This is a genomic window from Desulfofarcimen acetoxidans DSM 771, from assembly GCF_000024205.1.
In the GTDB taxonomy this organism is placed as follows: domain Bacteria; phylum Bacillota; class Desulfotomaculia; order Desulfotomaculales; family Desulfofarciminaceae; genus Desulfofarcimen; species Desulfofarcimen acetoxidans.
On sequence record NC_013216.1, the window covers coordinates 1,307,480 to 1,323,860 of the forward strand.

Below are 16,381 nucleotides of genomic sequence, written 5' to 3' on the forward strand. Positions count from 1 at the left end.
TAACGGAGAAGCAGAATAACTGCTTCTCCGTTATTTTTATTCAGAATATGCTGCTGATACGTTTTCATAATGATTTTTGTTAGTAATACCGGTCCATGTAATTACAGGCACTGCTCCTTGTTCTCTTTTAGCCATGTAAATCAATAAATCCAGTACTCTACAGGAATAACCCCACTCATTGTCATACCAGGCTAAGACTTTTACCATTGTTTTATCCAATACAATTGTTGAAAGAGCATCAACAATGGAGGAATGAGGATCACTATAATAATCTCTTGATACCAGGGGGGCCTCAGTATAGGCAAGTATGCCTTTTAATTCATTATCGGAGGCGCTTTTCAAGGCACTGTTTATGTCTTCTGCTGTTACACTTTTATTTAACTCTGCCACAAAGTCAACAATTGAAACATTGGGGGTGGGTACCCGCATAGCAAAACCGTTAAGTTTGTCTTTTAATTCAGGAATAACCAGTGCAACAGCTTTGGCTGCACCGGTAGTGGTGGGAATAATAGATTCAGCAGCAGCTCTGGCACGTCTTAAATCCTTGTGTGGCAGGTCTAATATCTGTTGGTCATTGGTATAGGAATGAACGGTAGTCATTAAACCTCTCTTTACAGTAAAATTATCATTTAATACTTTGACCACAGGAGCCAGGCAATTTGTAGTACAGGAGGCATTAGAAACTATATTGTGTTTTGCCGGGTCATATATGTCCTGGTTAACACCCATTACAATGGTAGCATCTATTTCTTTACCGGGAGCGCTGATGACAACCTTTTTCGCTCCTGCTTGAATGTGTTTTGCTGCATCCGAACCTTTAGTAAATCTCCCTGTGGATTCAACAACCATCTGTATGCCCAGATTACCCCAGGGGATATTGGCAGGATCTTTTTCCGCAAAGACTGTAACTTCCTTACCGTTTACCGTAAAGCCTTTGGGAGTTGATCTGACATTAGCATTTAGCACTCCGTGAATTGAATCATATTTTAATAAGTGAGCCAGAGTTTTAGAGTCGGTTAAATCATTGACAGCAATTATTTCTATCTCCGGGTTGTTAAGAGCAGTTCGAAATACATTACGCCCAATTCGCCCAAAACCATTAATGCCAATTTTTATAGGCATAAATTTCACATCCCTTATAAGTATTCAAAATTATTATATCCATGTTTATGAAATATATTTAGAAGCATAATAATTGCCTGCAAAATCAAATTATAAAAATTTGCCAATATCTAAGTTTCCGATTATAATTATTATTACAGTATATTTAAGAAAAAGGTGGTGATGTTTTGCTTTTAACCACAACTCCCTTTGTAGATGGCAGGCAAATCAGTCAATATCTAGGGATAGTTACAGGTGAAGCAATAATGGGCGCTAATGTTGTACGTGACTTTTTAGCCAGCATAACAGATATCGTAGGTGGACGTTCAGGTGCTTATGAATCTAAATTGGCGCATGCCAGGGAAGTTGCTATGCAAGAGATGTCTGAACAGGCATTAAGACTGGGTGCAAACGCAATAGTCGGCATAGACCTTGACTATGAGGTAATCAAAGAAGGTATGCTCATGGTAGCAGCCAGCGGAACAGCAGTTGTTTTGAAGTAACGTTTCAGAAATATTTAAAAAATTGGTTCAAAAGAAACTAAAATATGAACATATTGGATCTCAAAGAAACTCGTATCAATGTGTGGTACGGGTTTCTTTTGTTTATGGGATGGAATCCGAAAATTTTTTAGCTATATGATTAATCAATTCTCCCAACAATTTGAAAGAAAACCACTTGTCTCATCGCCGAAATGTTTTAATATTCAGGGGAAGGAATATACTACTTGACTGAAGAAATATTACTAGGGTATATAAACTCTTTTATGAGACATGTTTTTAACTATTTATATTCGGACAAACATCAACTGCTTTAAAAATGCTGAGACCAAGACCTCCCTCGAACAATAAGTAAAGAACAACAAGACAAACTTATTTTAGGCTAAGGAAAAGGGTGGACAAACTATATACCTTCACCTAAAATAAAACATGGGAGTGGATATTATAATGAATCTTGACAGAAAAGCATTAAAAAAGTATCGTGCAGGAAATGTCACCTCTGCTTTTGGTACAGATTTAATGATGCAGGGCTTTACCAGTATACCTAATATATTATTGAAGCATTACAAAGCAATGGGTATTTCAGATATAGAAATGTTGCTTCTGGTTCAATTATTAAGAATACATTCAGAGGAAAAAGATTTTTTCCCCACTACTGAAACCCTGGCAAATTGTATGCAAAGTGATATCTCTCTAATTGAGGATGTCTTAGCCAGTCTAATTGAAAAAGATATTCTTGCTATAACCAAGTATTATGATGAATTTCATGATATGATTATATCCGGCTATGATTTTGAACCACTCTTTGAGTCAGTTTCTGAAATCTGGGCCTGTGCAAAAGTGAAGGAACTGGAAAAAACTCAAAAAATGTTGGAAGAACAAGAGCAGCAATCAGTTAAAAATAATTTTCCTGAGCCTAACCATGAATTAGCCCAGCTGTATAAAACCTTTGAGAATGAATTTGCCCGACCTCTTTCTCCTATGGAAATTGAGCAGATTCAGAAATGGGTAGCGGAGATGAACAGCCAATTAATTCGCGAAGCTTTGAAACGGGCTGTCTTGCTGGGCAAACATAATTTTAAGTATATTGACAGTATTATTATGGAATGGCAAAAGAATAATCTTCGCACGTTAGAGGCAATTAATAATTATGATATCAATTTTCAGCGCAGGCGCAATACAAAAGTATATTCCGGCAACGCATCGAAGACCCAAAGCAGCGATGCTAAAAAGAAGGCTATGATTGAATCACTCTATATGAGTTGAGTTGCCTGAAGCATAACGCGTACTTTGGGTAAGATAAAGGGGCTATTGACTGTGGACAGTAACTGTAGTTTGTGTCAAAATCGTGGTATTATTATTGATGCTGATAGTCAGCTGGCTGTACCATGTCAATGCATAAAACAAAAGGCTGTTTGGAATCGTTTTAAGCAAGCAAAACTTACCTTGAGAATGCTTAATCAGACTTTTGAGAACTTTAATTTTGGTTATTATGCTAAAGACTGTTTTGACCCGGTAAAAAATATATCATATTATGAGTCAGCACAAATAGCCTTTCAAGCAGCAAAAAATTTCACCAGAGATTTTATGAAAAATAATAAAATTGACGGTTTGTTATTCTCAGGGCAAGTGGGCAGCGGTAAGACCTTTTTAGCTTGCTGTATAGCCAATGCTCTCATTAAGGAAAATCAAGCTGTATTATTTTCGGTTGTTCCTGATTTGCTTGATCAAATAAGATTTACTTATGACTCGTCGCGCCAGGTGGAATATTCAGAGCAAGATCTGGTCGAAACTGCCAGGCAAGTTCCGCTGCTGGTATTAGATGATTTGGGTGCCCATAATTATACGGAATGGGCTCAAAATAAGCTTTACTCAATTTTAAACTATCGTTTGAATAATTATTTGCCGACTGTTATTACTACTAATATCAGCCTGGCAGAGTTAGAGCAATATCTAGGCGCCAGATCAACCTCACGTATTATTCAAATGTGTAATCCTTACCGTTTACTGGTTGATATGGATATCAGAATAGTTATACGAAAAAAACAGTCTGTTTTTTAGAGGGCATAACCAGGTCAGGAAGTGTATTTAGTGAATGAATTTAGAAAAAAACAGCTCCGGTTTGGTATAACCACCGGAGCTTCTGCGGCAGCGGCTGCAAGAGCTGCTGCATTGCTTCTTTTGAGAGGACAAACAGTGGTTGAAACTACTGTATACAATCCGGCGGGAGAAGCTATAAAAGTTCCCGTGGCCTCACAGGTAATTATTGATGAGTGCACTGCTTCTGCTACGGTAATTAAAGACGGCGGGGATGACCCGGATGTTACCCACGGTCTGTCGGTTGTAGTCCAGGTCGAAAAATGTCCGTCCAGTATTATTATTAATGGTGGTGCAGGAGTAGGCAGGGTAACCAAACCAGGTTTGCAAATACCGGTAGGTGAGCCGGCTATCAACCAGGTTCCCAGACAAATGATTATAGCCGCTGTATCTGATTTGCTGCCGGAGCAGCAGGGACTGAAAATTACTGTGAGTGTACCTGGTGGGGAAGGTGTTGCCGCCAGAACTCTCAATCCCAGGTTAGGCATCACCGGGGGGATTTCTATACTGGGTACTACCGGGATTGTTCGCCCAATGTCGGAAGAAGCTTTTAAAGATTCACTGGTTCCGCAAATAGAAATGGCTTTAGCTGCAGGTTATAAGGATATTGTTTTAAGCCCAGGTAGGATGGGCATAAAAAATGCTGTAGAAAAATATGGCCTGCCGGAAGCGGCTGTTGTAGAAATGAGTAATTTCGTGGGGTATATGCTGGATGCCTGCGTGGAAAAAGGTATAGAGCAGGTTCTACTCTGGGGTCACCACGGTAAAATTGTTAAAGTTGCCGCGGGAATTTTTCACACTCATAACAGAATTGCTGACGGCCGTTTGGAGACTCTGGCGGCATATGCAGGTTTGGCCGGTGCCAGCAGCCAAACCATGGCTGCTATTTTAGACTGTATTACTGCTGAAGCGGCCCTGCAGGTTTTGAAGGATAACAATATAGTGGAAGAGGTTTTTGCCAGATTGGCTCATCGTGCCAGTCAGCGAGCTCAGTATTATACCCAGGGGCGTCTTAGAGCCGGTACCGTATTGCTGGATATGGAGGGCCAAATTTTAGGTTTAGATGAGCAGGCCAGAATAGTTGTCAGAAAGTTGGGGTGCAATTTATGTCTGTAATAGCCGATAAGGAATACCAAAATACAACAATTAATGCTGCCGATGAAACTGTTTATGTTATGAAGAATCCTCTTACTGTTGTCGGCATCGGCCCTGGGGGTAAAGAATATCTCACTTTTGCAGCTCTGGCAGCTATAGAAAAGGCCGAGGTTTTAATAGGAGGTCAACGAAATCTGGATTTGTTTGCCTACCTGTGTAAGGAAACTTTCATAATAAAAAACAATTTGCAAGATATGCTTGATTTTATTAAGAAAAAAGATGACTGTAATTTTACCGTAACTGTTCTGGCTTCAGGTGATCCGGGGATATTTGGCATATTGAATTTTTTGCGTCGTCATTTCCCTCCGGAAAGCTTACTGGTGTTGCCAGGTATCAGCTCAATCCAACTGGCCTGCTCCCGTCTGGCTTTGCCCTGGCATGATGCTGTATTAACCAGCACGCATGGTCGTGATTACCGGCATTTGATTAATACAGTAAGAACCAATAAGAAGGTAATAGCCTTGACTAATCCTAATTCTTCTCCTTCTGACCTGGCCAGGTTGCTGATAGCTGAAGGTATAGATAAACGAGTGGTATATCTTTGCCGGAACCTTTCTTATCCTGATGAACAAATAAGCATGTTTAGTCTTGAGGAATTAGCCGATTTGGAAGTGACTCAATATTCTAACAATGTTATGGTGATTTTAGATGACGCATAAATGGCCTTTTCGAACCCCGGGAATACCGGATGAAATGTTTATACGCGGCAACGTACCGATGACTAAAGAAGAGGTGCGTGCTGTGACCGTAGCTAAAGCCAGGCTGAGAGAAGGACAAACAGTTTGGGATATAGGTGCGGGGACAGGGTCTTTATCAGTGGAAGCTGCTCTGCAGGTTGTTCGGGGCAAAGTATACGCTGTGGAAAGACTGGCTCAGGGAATTGATTTGATTAGACAAAACCGTGATAATTTTTCTTTGGACAATCTGGAAATTATTCAAGGGCTGGCCCCGGAAGCTCTCTATGATTTGCCAGATCCTGATCGTGTTTTTATCGGCGGCAGCGGCGGCCAGTTAGAATGGATATTAAAATATTTGGCCGGTAGGTTAAGGACCGGCGGGCGTATTGTGATAAATGCAGTAACTCTGGAAACTCCCGGCCGTGCAGTGGAAATCTTACATAAGCTGGACTTCCGAACGGATACCAGTCAAATTTTTGCGGCACGTGCATTAGGTATAAAAAATATGCATCTCATGCAAGGACTCAATCCTGTTTACATAATCGCTGCGGAAAAAGGAGGGGACAATATTGCCGGGTAAATTTTTCGGCATAGGAGTAGGCCCCGGTGACCCGGAACTGCTGACCTTTAAAGCGTATAAAGCACTTGAGCAGACGGAGATACTCTGTATCCCTAAGTCATCAGGTGACAAAGAAAGTTTAGCCCTGTCTGTAGTCAGTAAAATGCTGTCCAGAGAGTTTAATTACCTGGAATTGCATTTTCCTATGTCAATGGATGCCAAAGTGCTCAAGGAAAGCTGGGATAAAGCAGGTCAGGCTGTAGCTGAATGCCTTCTGCAAGGACGCTCAGTATCTTTTGTCACCATTGGTGATCCCATGTTTTACAGTACTTACGGCTATTTGCTGCGTTACCTCAAAAACAACCACCCAGATGTAGAAACGCAAACCATTCCCGGTATTACCGCATTTTCCGCCTGTGCCTCTTATTTGCAAATCCCCCTGGTAGAAGCGGAAGAAACTGTGGCGGTTATCCCTGCTGCCTATGGTTTAGATAAATTTCGAGATGTGTTAGACAGTTTCGATAATATTGTACTGATGAAGGTAAACCGGCGCTTTGATGATGTTCTGGCAGAACTGGAAAAACTGGGACTTAAAGATAAGGCGGTATTTATCAGCCGGGTAGGTTATCCTGAGCAGTATGCCACCCGAGATTTGGACAGCCTGGCAGGTAAAAAACTTGATTATATGTCCTTGATTATCGTGCAAAAACGGAGGGATTAGATATGATATATTTTGTCGGGGCCGGGCCAGGAGATCCGGAGTTGATTACCGTCAAAGGCTCAAGACTGTTATCGGAGGCCGATATGGTTGTTTATACCGGTTCACTGGTTAATCCTCAGGTATTGCAATATTGCCGCCCCGGTATTGAAATATATAACAGTGCGGGTATGGATTTAAGTGAAATAATAAGTCTTATGCAAAAGGCTGTGCAAGAAGGGAAAAAAGTAGTCAGGCTGCAAACAGGGGATCCCAGTTTGTATGGTGCAATACAGGAGCAGATGGATGCCTTAAACGCTGTAGATATACCTTTTACCGTAATTCCCGGGGTCAGTTCCTTTTTTGCCGCTGCTGCGGCAATCCCGCGTGAACTGACTCTGCCGGGCATATCACAAACTGTTGTACTAACCAGAATTGAAGGCCGTACTCCTGTACCGGAGTCAGAAAAGTTGTCTGAACTGGCTAGACACCACTGTACTATGTGTATCTTCTTAAGCGTGCATCTGATAGATACGGTTGTGCAGGAATTACTGGATGGCGGGTATAGTGTTGATACACCTGTAGTAATTGTTGAAAGAGCTTCCTGGCCGGAGGAGAGAGTTATCAAGGGAACTGTCTCGACTATTTCCAAGTTGATTAAAGAAGCGGGTATTACCCGGACAGCTATGATTCTGGTTGGGCAGGCTTTTGGGGCTGATTATCAGCCTTCCAAGTTGTATGACAAGAATTTTGCTCATGGATACCGGGGTTAGCAGTGAAAACAGCAGTTGTTACTGTGACCAGAGAAGGATCACTGCTGGGGCAAAAGCTATCCGCAATTCTAAAAAAATATGACAATTACCAGGTTGATTTGTATGTGCCTGCCAGATATGCTGAGCTTATCCCCGGGTCTGTTCCTTATGAAAAACCCATGTCTCTCTTGATAAAAAATATATTCTCTGAAAGACAGGCTATAGTGATGGTTATGGCTTTGGGAATAGTAATCAGGATGATTGCTCCCCATATACAAAGCAAGCTAAGCGATCCGGCAGTTGTAGTTTTGGACGAGAAAGGGCAGCATGTGATTTCCGCCTTATCCGGTCATTTAGGTGGTGCCAATCGATTGACTTCTCTTTTGGCGGCAGAACTTGGTGCCTGTCCTGTTATTACAACAGCAACAGATGTGCAAAATCGACCCGCTATAGATCTTGTTGCTCAGGAGTATAATCTGATACCTGAGCCTCAGGCTATGGTTAAAGAGGTCAACTCAGCTTTAGTCAACGGGGATCAGGTGACTTTATATACAGATTACCGGCTAAATATAAAAGCAATGCCGAATTTTGCAATTTCCGCTATGAAGGATTTCCAATATCAGTTACCGGCGGGAAATGACCGCCAGGTTTTGTTGACTAACAAAGTCTTACCAGGTTTAAGAAATACTTTATTTTTGCGTCCCGGCAACTTGGTAGTGGGGATTGGTTGTCGCCAGGGGACAGAGAAAAACCAAATAGAAAAGGTTTTGCAACAGGTGCTGGAACAAGCAGGTAAAAGTATCTACAGTATAAAATGTTTTGCTACGGTAGATATACGGGCTAATGAACCTGGATTGACAGGTTTGGCTGCCGATTTTAAAATCCCTTTGCTGGTTTTTTCCCGCGAGGAAATCAGACAGGCATACAGTAAATATCCCGGTGTTTTTCAGCACTCTGATTTCGTTCAAGAAAAAATAGGAGTTGGTGGAGTATGCGAACCAGTGACCCTGCTGGCCTGTCCTCAGGCCAGGTTAATCAGTCCCAAGACGAAGCAAAACGGGGTGACCATAGCTATAGCCGAGGACGACTGGCGGTGGTCGGGCTCGGTCCCGGAAGCCCTGAACACATGACCGGGCGGGCCCGCCTGGCTATAGCTGAGGCGGAGGTAATAGTCGGCTATAAGACTTATATTGAACTGATCAATGATTTAATTGACGGTCAAGAGGTGCTCAGTACCGGCATGACCAGAGAAGTAGAAAGGTGTGAACTGGCTATTGCCAGGGCAGTTGCCGGCAGTAAAGTAGCCGTAGTTTCCAGTGGGGATCCGGGTGTTTATGGTATGGCCGGATTGATACTGGAACTCTTGTACAGAGATGATACTCATAAGGAAATCGAATTGGAGATTATACCGGGGGTAACTTCGGCAACGGCCTCGGCGGCTCTTTTAGGCGCCCCTTTAATGCATGATTTTACTGTAATAAGTTTGAGTGACCTGCTTACTCCTTGGGAATTAATACAAAAGCGATTACACGCAGCCGGTGAAGGGGATTTTGTAGTAGTTCTGTATAATCCGTCCAGCCGCAAGCGAAAGGAGCATATTGTAACTGCCAGGTTGATTCTCCTCCAATATAAGCCCGCATCGACGCCTGTTGGTATTGTACGCAATGCGGAAAGGGATGGTGAGGAAATCATAATTACAGATCTGGAAAATATGCTTAAGCATCCGATGGATATGTTTTCGACAGTTGTAATAGGCAATAAAACTACTGCCAAGCTGGGACAATATATGGTTACACCCAGGGGGTACAATGTATGATCCTTGTTCTGTCCGGTACAGGTGACGGCAGAAGTATTATTAAGGATTTGGTTCAAAAAGGTTACCAGGTATTGGCTGCTGCTGCTACAGCTTACGGGGGACAGCTATTAGATGAAACTGGAGCGGCGGAAACCCTAGGCCGCCCGCTAAGCGAACCGGAACTGCTGGAATTAATAGCCGGCAGGGGGATTAAAGCTCTGGTAGACGTAACTCATCCTTATGCGGAAGCGGTTTCCGAAATGGCATTTAAAGTATGTGCCGAGATGAATCTGCCATATATCAGATTTGAGAGGCAGGAAATAAAACTTCCTGAGCACCCATTGATAATGCATGCTGCTGACTACCTGGCTGCGGCTGATAAGGCTGTTATGCTCGGGGAGTCAATATTCTTAACTACCGGCAGTAAAACATTGGGTATTTTTTTACGTGCTGCTCTGCTCCGGAAAAGAAGAATCATAGCCAGAGTTTTGCCCCATCCCAGGGTACTGCAGCATTGTTTGGATTTGGGTTTAACTCCGGCAGATATAGTGGCTATGCAGGGACCTTTTTCTAAGCAAATGAATATTGCAATGCTGCGCCATTACCAGGCTAACGTGCTGGTAACCAAAAACAGCGGTATAGTCGGTGGCTTACCTTCAAAAATTGAAGCCGCGCTGGAACTGCAGGTTCCGGTAATAATAGTTGACAGGCCCAGGCCGGTCTTAAGCGGGGCGATAAGTTCCGTGGATACCTTATTTCAGGAATTGGAGAAACATCTACAGAGCTAAAAATCTTTATATCAGCAGGGAGGTATTATTTTGCACCCGGTGATCACCAATCCCCGTGAGATTGAAAAAAACAGCATGCAGATTATAGAGGATAACGTACCTGAACTACATAAGCTGCCCCGTGAACATAAGGAAATAATCAAGCGGGTTATTCATACAACAGGAGATTTAACATTTGTAAATTTAGTTTATATCCACCCTGAGGCTGTGGCAAGCGGTCTGACAGCACTTCGTGCGGGCCGGCCGATAGTTACTGATATAAATATGCTAAAGACAGGAATTAATAAAAATCGCTTGCAGGAACTGGGTATTACTGCTTATTGCTATATAGCCGAGCCAAGAGTAATTGAAGAATCTAAGAAAACCGGTTTAACCAGAGCCATGATTGCCATGAAGTTAGCTGCAGCAGAAGCCAAGGACGGCATAATCGCCATTGGCAATGCACCAACTGCGCTCTTTACTCTGTGTGATTTAATAAAGAGCGGTGCGGCAAAACCGTCACTGGTTATTGGTACACCGGTAGGTTTTGTAGGAGCTAAAGAATCCAAAGATTTGTTAATGCAGATGGATATACCTCATATTGCTGTTCCCGGCACCAAAGGGGGAAGTACTATAGCCGCTGCAATAGTTAACGCACTGCTCTATCTGGCTTAAGAAAAGGTAGTTTATTGTGTGTTTAGCAGGCTTGGTTGTATAAATATTCTCGTTTAATTCCGCTAACTTTCTTAGCGGTTTTTTTTTTACTATGCCAATTGGATAAATTTTCATGTTTAAGGTAATACTAAACATGAGCAAAATATTTGCTGGGATAGAAAGGAGGAAAAATGTTTAAGCTAAAAAAAATTTTTACATGCTTTCTTACGGTGTTGCTGCTGGTGTTGTCCGTAGCAGGGGCAAAGTCAGAAGAACTGGAGACGGCACGTGCGGAAAACGATCGCTATACCGTACAAAAGGGTGATACATTATACGGAATAGCGCGTCGTTACAATATTTCTTTAAAAGAATTAATTAGAACCAATAATATAACAAATACTGTGATCTATCCCGAAGAATTGCTGGTAATACCCAGGAAAAAGTTTATCTATACTTCAAGGGGAGATATACCGCGTGATGAATTAATCTTACTGGCTAAAATAATTCACGCGGAAGCCAGAGGAGAGTGTTTAGACGGAAAAATTGCTGTTGGAGCTGTAATTATCAACCGTTTGGGGAGTCCCTATTTTCCTAAAACAGTTCGTGATGTTATCTGGCAGAGTTGTAATGGTGTATACCAGTTTTCACCTGTGGCAGACGGTTCAATAAATCTTGATCCGGACGAACAGTCAATACTGGCAGCTGAGCTTGCTTTCACAGGCCAGGACCCTACAAACGGGGCACTATATTTTTATAATCCATGCATTGCCAGAGACAGGTGGATAAAAAGCCTGCCTGTGTTAAACCGAATAGGTCGGCATGTATTTGCCACACAAGCCTAGTGCATGTCCGATTAAAATAAAATATTTATACAGCACCGGGCCTTCTTTCGAGAAGGCCTCTAATTATTTTGTTCATAATTATGGGAATAATAGTGTAAAGAACTCATTTGGAGGTAGAATGTTGAAAAAGATCTCCGCAATCTTGATTATTTTATCACTTGTTTTTATGTCAGGCTGTAGTGTTTTAAAGTCTTTGCCGGAACCTGAAATTCCGGTTGCCTCAAAAATATATGATGTAAACGGCCAACTGATCACAACTGTTTACAGGCAAAACAGAAATCCTGTGACTATGAATGAAATATCCCCGCACGTGCAGGACGCAATAGTTGCTGTTGAGGACAGCAGATTTTATAGACATCATGGACTGGATTTTCTGGGTATGTTAAGAGCTTTGTATAGAAATCTCTTAGCAGGCGGTGTAGTGGAAGGCGGCAGTACCATTACACAACAGCTGGCTAAAAATTTGTATCTGGGTAATGAACGCACTTTTTCCCGAAAATTAAAAGAGATGGTCTATGCTGTTCAATTAGAGAGAAGCTTCAGTAAAAAAGAAATATTGCAGATGTATTTGAATACGATATATTTTGGCCAGGGTGCCTATGGGATAGAGGCAGCATCCAGGTACTACTTTGATACACCGGCCAAGGATTTAGATTTAGCGGAGGGCGCTATGCTGGCTGGTATACCTCGTTCACCTGAAAATTATTCACCTGCTAATGACTGGGATGCTGCTAAAAAAAGACAGACTGTTGTTCTGGATCGCATGGCGGAGTTAAATTATATCAGTACTGAGCAGGCTGCGGCAGCTAAGAATGAACCTTTGATACCTGTAAAAGAAAAAAAATGGAATCAAAAGGCTCCCTATTTTATTGCTGAGGTTGTTAATTATTTTAAAGAGCATTACCCGCAAAACTGGGAAATGATTTTTACCCAGGGCTTATCAATTTACACCACTCTGGATGTGAAACTGCAGGATTCAGCGGAAAAAGCTGTACAGTCTAATTTAGCTAAGTCGCCGCCGGATTTGGAATGCGCGCTGGTAGCACTCGACCCGCATAACGGTTATATCAAGGCTATGGTAGGGGGGCGCGATTTTAACCGTTCTCAGTACAACAGAGTTTATGCCCGCAGCCAGCCTGGCTCAGCCTTCAAGCCTTTTCTTTACGCAGCGGCTATTGATGCCGGCTATACGGCTGCGACAACCATTAAATGTGAACCTACGGTTTACAGGTTAGATACAGGCGAGAATTATATACCGAAAGATTATCACGGCAATTATCATTATCGTCCGATGACTCTCAAAGAAGCCCTTTATATTTCTGACAATGTGGTATCTGTAAATCTCAACAATCAGATTGGTCCGGCCGTTTTAGCCTCTTATGCCGCTAAAATGGGTATAGATAGTCCCTTGCGTTCATATCTATCTTTAGTGCTCGGCACTTCGGAGGTGACGCCTATAGAAATGGCCCGGGCCTATGGGCCGTTGGCCAACAACGGGATAAAAACCAAGCCGTTTTTTATCTTAAGAGTAACGGACAGGTATGGGCGGGTATTAGAAAACAATAGGCCTTTTCAGGAGCAGGCCATAGATCCGAAGAGCGCCTATATAGTTACCGATATGTTGAAATCAGTGCTTTATCCCGGTGGCACGGCCCCACAGGTGGCAGGTATAATTAACCGCCCGGCAGCCGGAAAAACGGGCACCACCGAAGATCTTAAGGATGCTTGGTTTGTTGGCTATACTCCTGACATAGTGGCAGCTGTTTATACCGGCTATGATGATAAAAATAAAAAAGCAGGCAATACAGGTGGAGTAATAGCAGCGCCTATATGGGCGGATTTTATCCGGGAAGGCCTGAAAGGCCAGGAAACCAATGAATTTACAGTCCCTGATGGAATAGTTTTTACGGATATTTGCCCGGAAGACGGTCTTTTAGCCGCACCCGGTGATCCGAGAGCTATTCACGCAGCTTTTATCAAGGGAACTGAACCGAAAACACCCTGCTATTCTTTATTGCAGGATAATTTAATACAATTACCTGATAATCCGGAGATCAGGCCGTAATGTAAGTAGATAAACTTTTTCGTTTAAGAAAAAGCAGGAAATTTAAAACATATTAGCGAAAGTATTATAAAGAATTAAATAGATTCTGATGGGGGTAGGAATTTTGTGCCAGCAGTTTATTAGTATATTAAGTGAAAAATATAATTTTACCAGGGTTCAGGAAGATATTTTATCTAAGACCCCCAGTGCCTTAGGACGTAATGAAAGACGGATCCTATTCGAAACTCTCAAGCCGAGAGAAAGAGAGTTTAAAATATTTTTAAAAGAGAAATACGAGCAATTGAACAAGGAAGATCGTCATTTTTGGTTAGTTGCCACTGTTGATAGTTTGCTGGCTAAGGGTGGAGAATCAGCTATTATTGACGGTTTGCTGATGGATGTTATCGGCAGACTGGAAGTGTACAAGGTTTTACGACAGCGCTCAGAGATTGAGGGACGGGCTTTAAAGCCCTTGGTTAATTTTGGAGGTCTTAGCTTTGTTTTAGTGGCTATGGTCATTATAACTGCTATTATATTATATTTCTTACATTAAGGGAGGGATTTTATTGGCAGGTCCAAAAATTACTGCTTACCAGGAAGCGCTTAATGCGTTTTTAAGCAAAACACCTGAAGAAATTATTTTACCGAGCGGAGCTAAGTATGACCAGGACGCAAGATTATATAAAATAAACTATTGCGGCATGCAGTATTCCGTTAACCAGGATGGTGGCATTATTACGCCGCTGGATAAAGCAGAAAAGTTGGACTATAATGATGAAACTTTGATTTTGCAATATTTAACGCAGAGCAGCGGTATTCCTGCAAGAGAAAAATGGATTAATTTTTTGCAGCTGCCTGGTGGTGAGATGCACCTTCTGCCTTTTAAAAATGATGCTCTGTTTCCGTTGGCCAAAATGTTTGGTGAAGATGCTAAAGCGTTTTTCTCAGCGAGTCGCAAATATGGAGCTGAGCCTATTGAGGTAGGGGATCATGCCGTAGTGATACAGGCACTGCCCAAAATACCTCTGGTAGTTGCTCTATGGATGGCAGATGATGAATTTCCGGCCAAGTCTAATATCTTATTTGATGAAACAGCCCCTCTGCATCTATCAACTGCTTCCCTCTGGGTTCTAGGTATAGAATTGGCGAAGAAAATTATGAGGAATCGTGAATCTTAAGCTTTAGTAAAATTGGAGAGATAAATATGAAAAAGCATATAAATGCTTTAATTACAAAATTTTTATTTATTGCCCCTGTTATAGGCCTGGTGGGACCGATTTTCAGCGGTATGAATTATAAAATAGCTGTTATTGCAGCCGCAATTATTACACTGGGCACTTATTTGAGTGCTGATTTAATTTTGCTCCCACGAATGGGTAAGATACCGGCTCTAATAGGGGATGCCATTATTGCCCTGGTTGTTTACTGGGAGATAACTTTCGTCACGGGTTGGGCCAGATTCAGCCTGGTAGGAATGCTGCTGTCAACTCTGGCCATAGTTTTTGGAGAAATATATTTCCACAATTACCTCCTTAAGACTGTACTGCGGCAGCCCGGATACAATAAAAATATTGTTTCTCATACTGCTGTTAACACGAAAAACGAGAAAAGCCAGCAGATAAATAAAAAATCGAGAAGTGGCAAGAAAAGATAAGAAATCCCGTTTTAATACGGGGTTTTTTATTTATTTAACCTGACTTTTAACCTTCATACTGTGATTAAATTTAATTTAATATGGTAATAATTGTAATAGAGGGAGGTATCATAATTATGAAGAGAGACAATTATATCAAAAACTATATCCATTACAGAGAAAATCAAAAAACTGCTCTGGCCAGACAGATTGAGTTTGTTAGCGTTCTGCTCGTTCTCTGGATATGCACAGCCCTAATCATGCTTAGCATTTGGGGTTACGATTTAACTGTATTGGCGCTTACTTTCATAATACTTTTGGGAGAATATAAACTACTTAGTTTGATCAGGCAAATAAAACTGGAACATAGACTTAACCGCTATAAAATCTGGCTTTCCGGCAAGAAATGTCAGCAGAGTATTGATGAAACAGCAACTAGCGGGGAATTTCAGCAATTAGTCCAGGAAATACTGGAAAATACCTCCCATTTCTCAAAAGTTAAAGTTAATAAATCGAAAGTGAAAACTCATGGCATAGACCTAACAGCTCAATATAAAAATCTGCCGGTAGTTGTTCGTTGTGAAAAAACAACCGACCAGGAAAATAAAATTTCAATACAATGCCTGCATGAAATGGTAGATGATTTGGATAAGCTGGGTATGAAGAATGGAATTATTGTAACTAACGGTATTTTTGGCAATAAGAGCAGGGCCGCGGCTGAAAAATATAAGAAGGACTATGCTATTACTCTTATTGATCGATATAATTTGATCGAATACGCGCGCAAAGCCAATCATAAGATTTTTCCTGCTCCACATATTGTTGAGCAATTGATAACGGAACGCCAGGAACAAAAAAGTGCAGATTTAATACCCTTAAGCAGCAGGTTGATAGGTGACCGTCATAAAGCTGCAGGCTATTTTACTGCGGCTTCCATACTCGGGTTTATGTATTATCTAATTAACAATATAAGTTTTTTCAGTATAATTTATTTGCTGTTCGCTTTAGTTAATGTAACTTTAGGCATTATGTGCCTTCTGCATGGTAAAAGCAGATACGAATTGACCGCGATTAATATAATTGATACGGGTAAAGAACCGGGTTAAAC

Annotated in this window: 19 protein-coding genes; 18 read left to right on the forward strand and 1 reads right to left on the reverse strand. The window is 41.7% G+C overall.

Annotated features, from left to right (window positions below; translation table 11 throughout):
• Nucleotides 1-36: 36 nt before the first annotated feature.
• Entirely contained in the window at nucleotides 37-1,122 is a 1,086-nt protein-coding gene (gene gap, locus DTOX_RS06235) for a type I glyceraldehyde-3-phosphate dehydrogenase (RefSeq protein ID WP_015756883.1), read from the reverse strand.
• A 167-nt stretch (nucleotides 1,123-1,289) separates the two neighbouring features.
• Here gap and DTOX_RS06240 point away from each other — a divergent pair, with 167 nt between their 5' ends.
• The 18 genes from DTOX_RS06240 to DTOX_RS06325 all read left to right on the forward strand — a co-directional run bounded on the left by DTOX_RS06240 (nucleotide 1,290) and on the right by DTOX_RS06325 (nucleotide 16,379).
• Nucleotides 1,290-1,604 (forward strand): YbjQ family protein, encoded by a 315-nt coding sequence (locus tag DTOX_RS06240; protein WP_015756884.1) that lies wholly within the window; start codon nucleotides 1,290-1,292, stop codon nucleotides 1,602-1,604.
• A 444-nt stretch (nucleotides 1,605-2,048) separates the two neighbouring features.
• Nucleotides 2,049-2,867 carry a DnaD domain-containing protein gene (locus DTOX_RS06245; RefSeq protein WP_015756885.1) on the forward strand — a complete coding sequence of 273 codons (819 nt, stop codon included), beginning with the start codon at nucleotides 2,049-2,051 and terminating at the stop codon, nucleotides 2,865-2,867.
• Nucleotides 2,868-2,918: 51 nt separating this feature from the next.
• Nucleotides 2,919-3,662 carry an ATP-binding protein gene (locus DTOX_RS06250; protein ID WP_015756886.1) on the forward strand — a complete coding sequence of 248 codons (744 nt, stop codon included), beginning with the start codon at nucleotides 2,919-2,921 and terminating at the stop codon, nucleotides 3,660-3,662.
• 30 nt (nucleotides 3,663-3,692) lie between these two features.
• Complete coding sequence (gene cbiD, locus DTOX_RS06255; protein WP_015756887.1) at nucleotides 3,693-4,814, forward strand: cobalt-precorrin-5B (C(1))-methyltransferase CbiD; 1,122 nt, start codon at nucleotides 3,693-3,695, stop codon at nucleotides 4,812-4,814.
• Complete coding sequence (cbiE, locus tag DTOX_RS06260; protein ID WP_015756888.1) at nucleotides 4,805-5,512, forward strand: precorrin-6y C5,15-methyltransferase (decarboxylating) subunit CbiE; 708 nt, start codon at nucleotides 4,805-4,807, stop codon at nucleotides 5,510-5,512. Before cbiD ends, cbiE begins: the two co-directional genes overlap by 10 nt.
• Complete coding sequence (gene cbiT / locus DTOX_RS06265) at nucleotides 5,502-6,110, forward strand: precorrin-6Y C5,15-methyltransferase (decarboxylating) subunit CbiT (protein WP_015756889.1); 609 nt, start codon at nucleotides 5,502-5,504, stop codon at nucleotides 6,108-6,110. The genes cbiE and cbiT overlap by 11 nt, the downstream gene beginning before the upstream one ends.
• On the forward strand, nucleotides 6,100-6,810 hold the full coding sequence (gene cobI / locus DTOX_RS06270; protein WP_015756890.1) for a precorrin-2 C(20)-methyltransferase: 711 nt from the start codon (nucleotides 6,100-6,102) through the stop codon (nucleotides 6,808-6,810). The genes cbiT and cobI overlap by 11 nt, the downstream gene beginning before the upstream one ends.
• A gap of 2 nt (nucleotides 6,811-6,812) precedes the next feature.
• Entirely contained in the window at nucleotides 6,813-7,559 is a 747-nt protein-coding gene (cobM, locus tag DTOX_RS06275) for a precorrin-4 C(11)-methyltransferase (protein ID WP_015756891.1), read from the forward strand.
• Between the two features lie 2 nt (nucleotides 7,560-7,561).
• The gene (locus DTOX_RS06280; protein WP_015756892.1) at nucleotides 7,562-8,668 is read left to right on the forward strand and encodes a cobalt-precorrin 5A hydrolase; all 1,107 of its coding nucleotides are present in this window, start codon (nucleotides 7,562-7,564) and stop codon (nucleotides 8,666-8,668) included.
• Nucleotides 8,632-9,354 (forward strand): precorrin-3B C(17)-methyltransferase, encoded by a 723-nt coding sequence (gene cobJ, locus DTOX_RS06285; protein WP_015756893.1) that lies wholly within the window; start codon nucleotides 8,632-8,634, stop codon nucleotides 9,352-9,354. Before DTOX_RS06280 ends, cobJ begins: the two co-directional genes overlap by 37 nt.
• The gene (gene cobK / locus DTOX_RS06290) at nucleotides 9,351-10,121 is read left to right on the forward strand and encodes a precorrin-6A reductase (protein WP_015756894.1); all 771 of its coding nucleotides are present in this window, start codon (nucleotides 9,351-9,353) and stop codon (nucleotides 10,119-10,121) included. Before cobJ ends, cobK begins: the two co-directional genes overlap by 4 nt.
• 39 nt (nucleotides 10,122-10,160) lie before the next feature.
• Nucleotides 10,161-10,775, forward strand: coding sequence for a precorrin-8X methylmutase (locus DTOX_RS06295; protein ID WP_340140017.1), 615 nt, complete (start codon nucleotides 10,161-10,163; stop codon nucleotides 10,773-10,775).
• 170 nt (nucleotides 10,776-10,945) lie between these two features.
• Nucleotides 10,946-11,596 carry a cell wall hydrolase gene (locus tag DTOX_RS06300; protein WP_015756896.1) on the forward strand — a complete coding sequence of 217 codons (651 nt, stop codon included), beginning with the start codon at nucleotides 10,946-10,948 and terminating at the stop codon, nucleotides 11,594-11,596.
• Nucleotides 11,597-11,714: 118 nt separating this feature from the next.
• Nucleotides 11,715-13,661 carry a transglycosylase domain-containing protein gene (locus DTOX_RS06305; protein ID WP_015756897.1) on the forward strand — a complete coding sequence of 649 codons (1,947 nt, stop codon included), beginning with the start codon at nucleotides 11,715-11,717 and terminating at the stop codon, nucleotides 13,659-13,661.
• 103 nt (nucleotides 13,662-13,764) lie between these two features.
• The gene (locus DTOX_RS06310) at nucleotides 13,765-14,193 is read left to right on the forward strand and encodes a hypothetical protein (protein WP_015756898.1); all 429 of its coding nucleotides are present in this window, start codon (nucleotides 13,765-13,767) and stop codon (nucleotides 14,191-14,193) included.
• A gap of 13 nt (nucleotides 14,194-14,206) precedes the next feature.
• Complete coding sequence (locus tag DTOX_RS06315; RefSeq protein WP_015756899.1) at nucleotides 14,207-14,818, forward strand: DUF3786 domain-containing protein; 612 nt, start codon at nucleotides 14,207-14,209, stop codon at nucleotides 14,816-14,818.
• A gap of 26 nt (nucleotides 14,819-14,844) precedes the next feature.
• The gene (locus tag DTOX_RS06320; protein WP_015756900.1) at nucleotides 14,845-15,294 is read left to right on the forward strand and encodes a YndM family protein; all 450 of its coding nucleotides are present in this window, start codon (nucleotides 14,845-14,847) and stop codon (nucleotides 15,292-15,294) included.
• Nucleotides 15,295-15,410: 116 nt separating this feature from the next.
• Nucleotides 15,411-16,379, forward strand: coding sequence for a restriction endonuclease (locus tag DTOX_RS06325; protein ID WP_015756901.1), 969 nt, complete (start codon nucleotides 15,411-15,413; stop codon nucleotides 16,377-16,379).
• Nucleotides 16,380-16,381 lie beyond the last annotated feature (2 nt).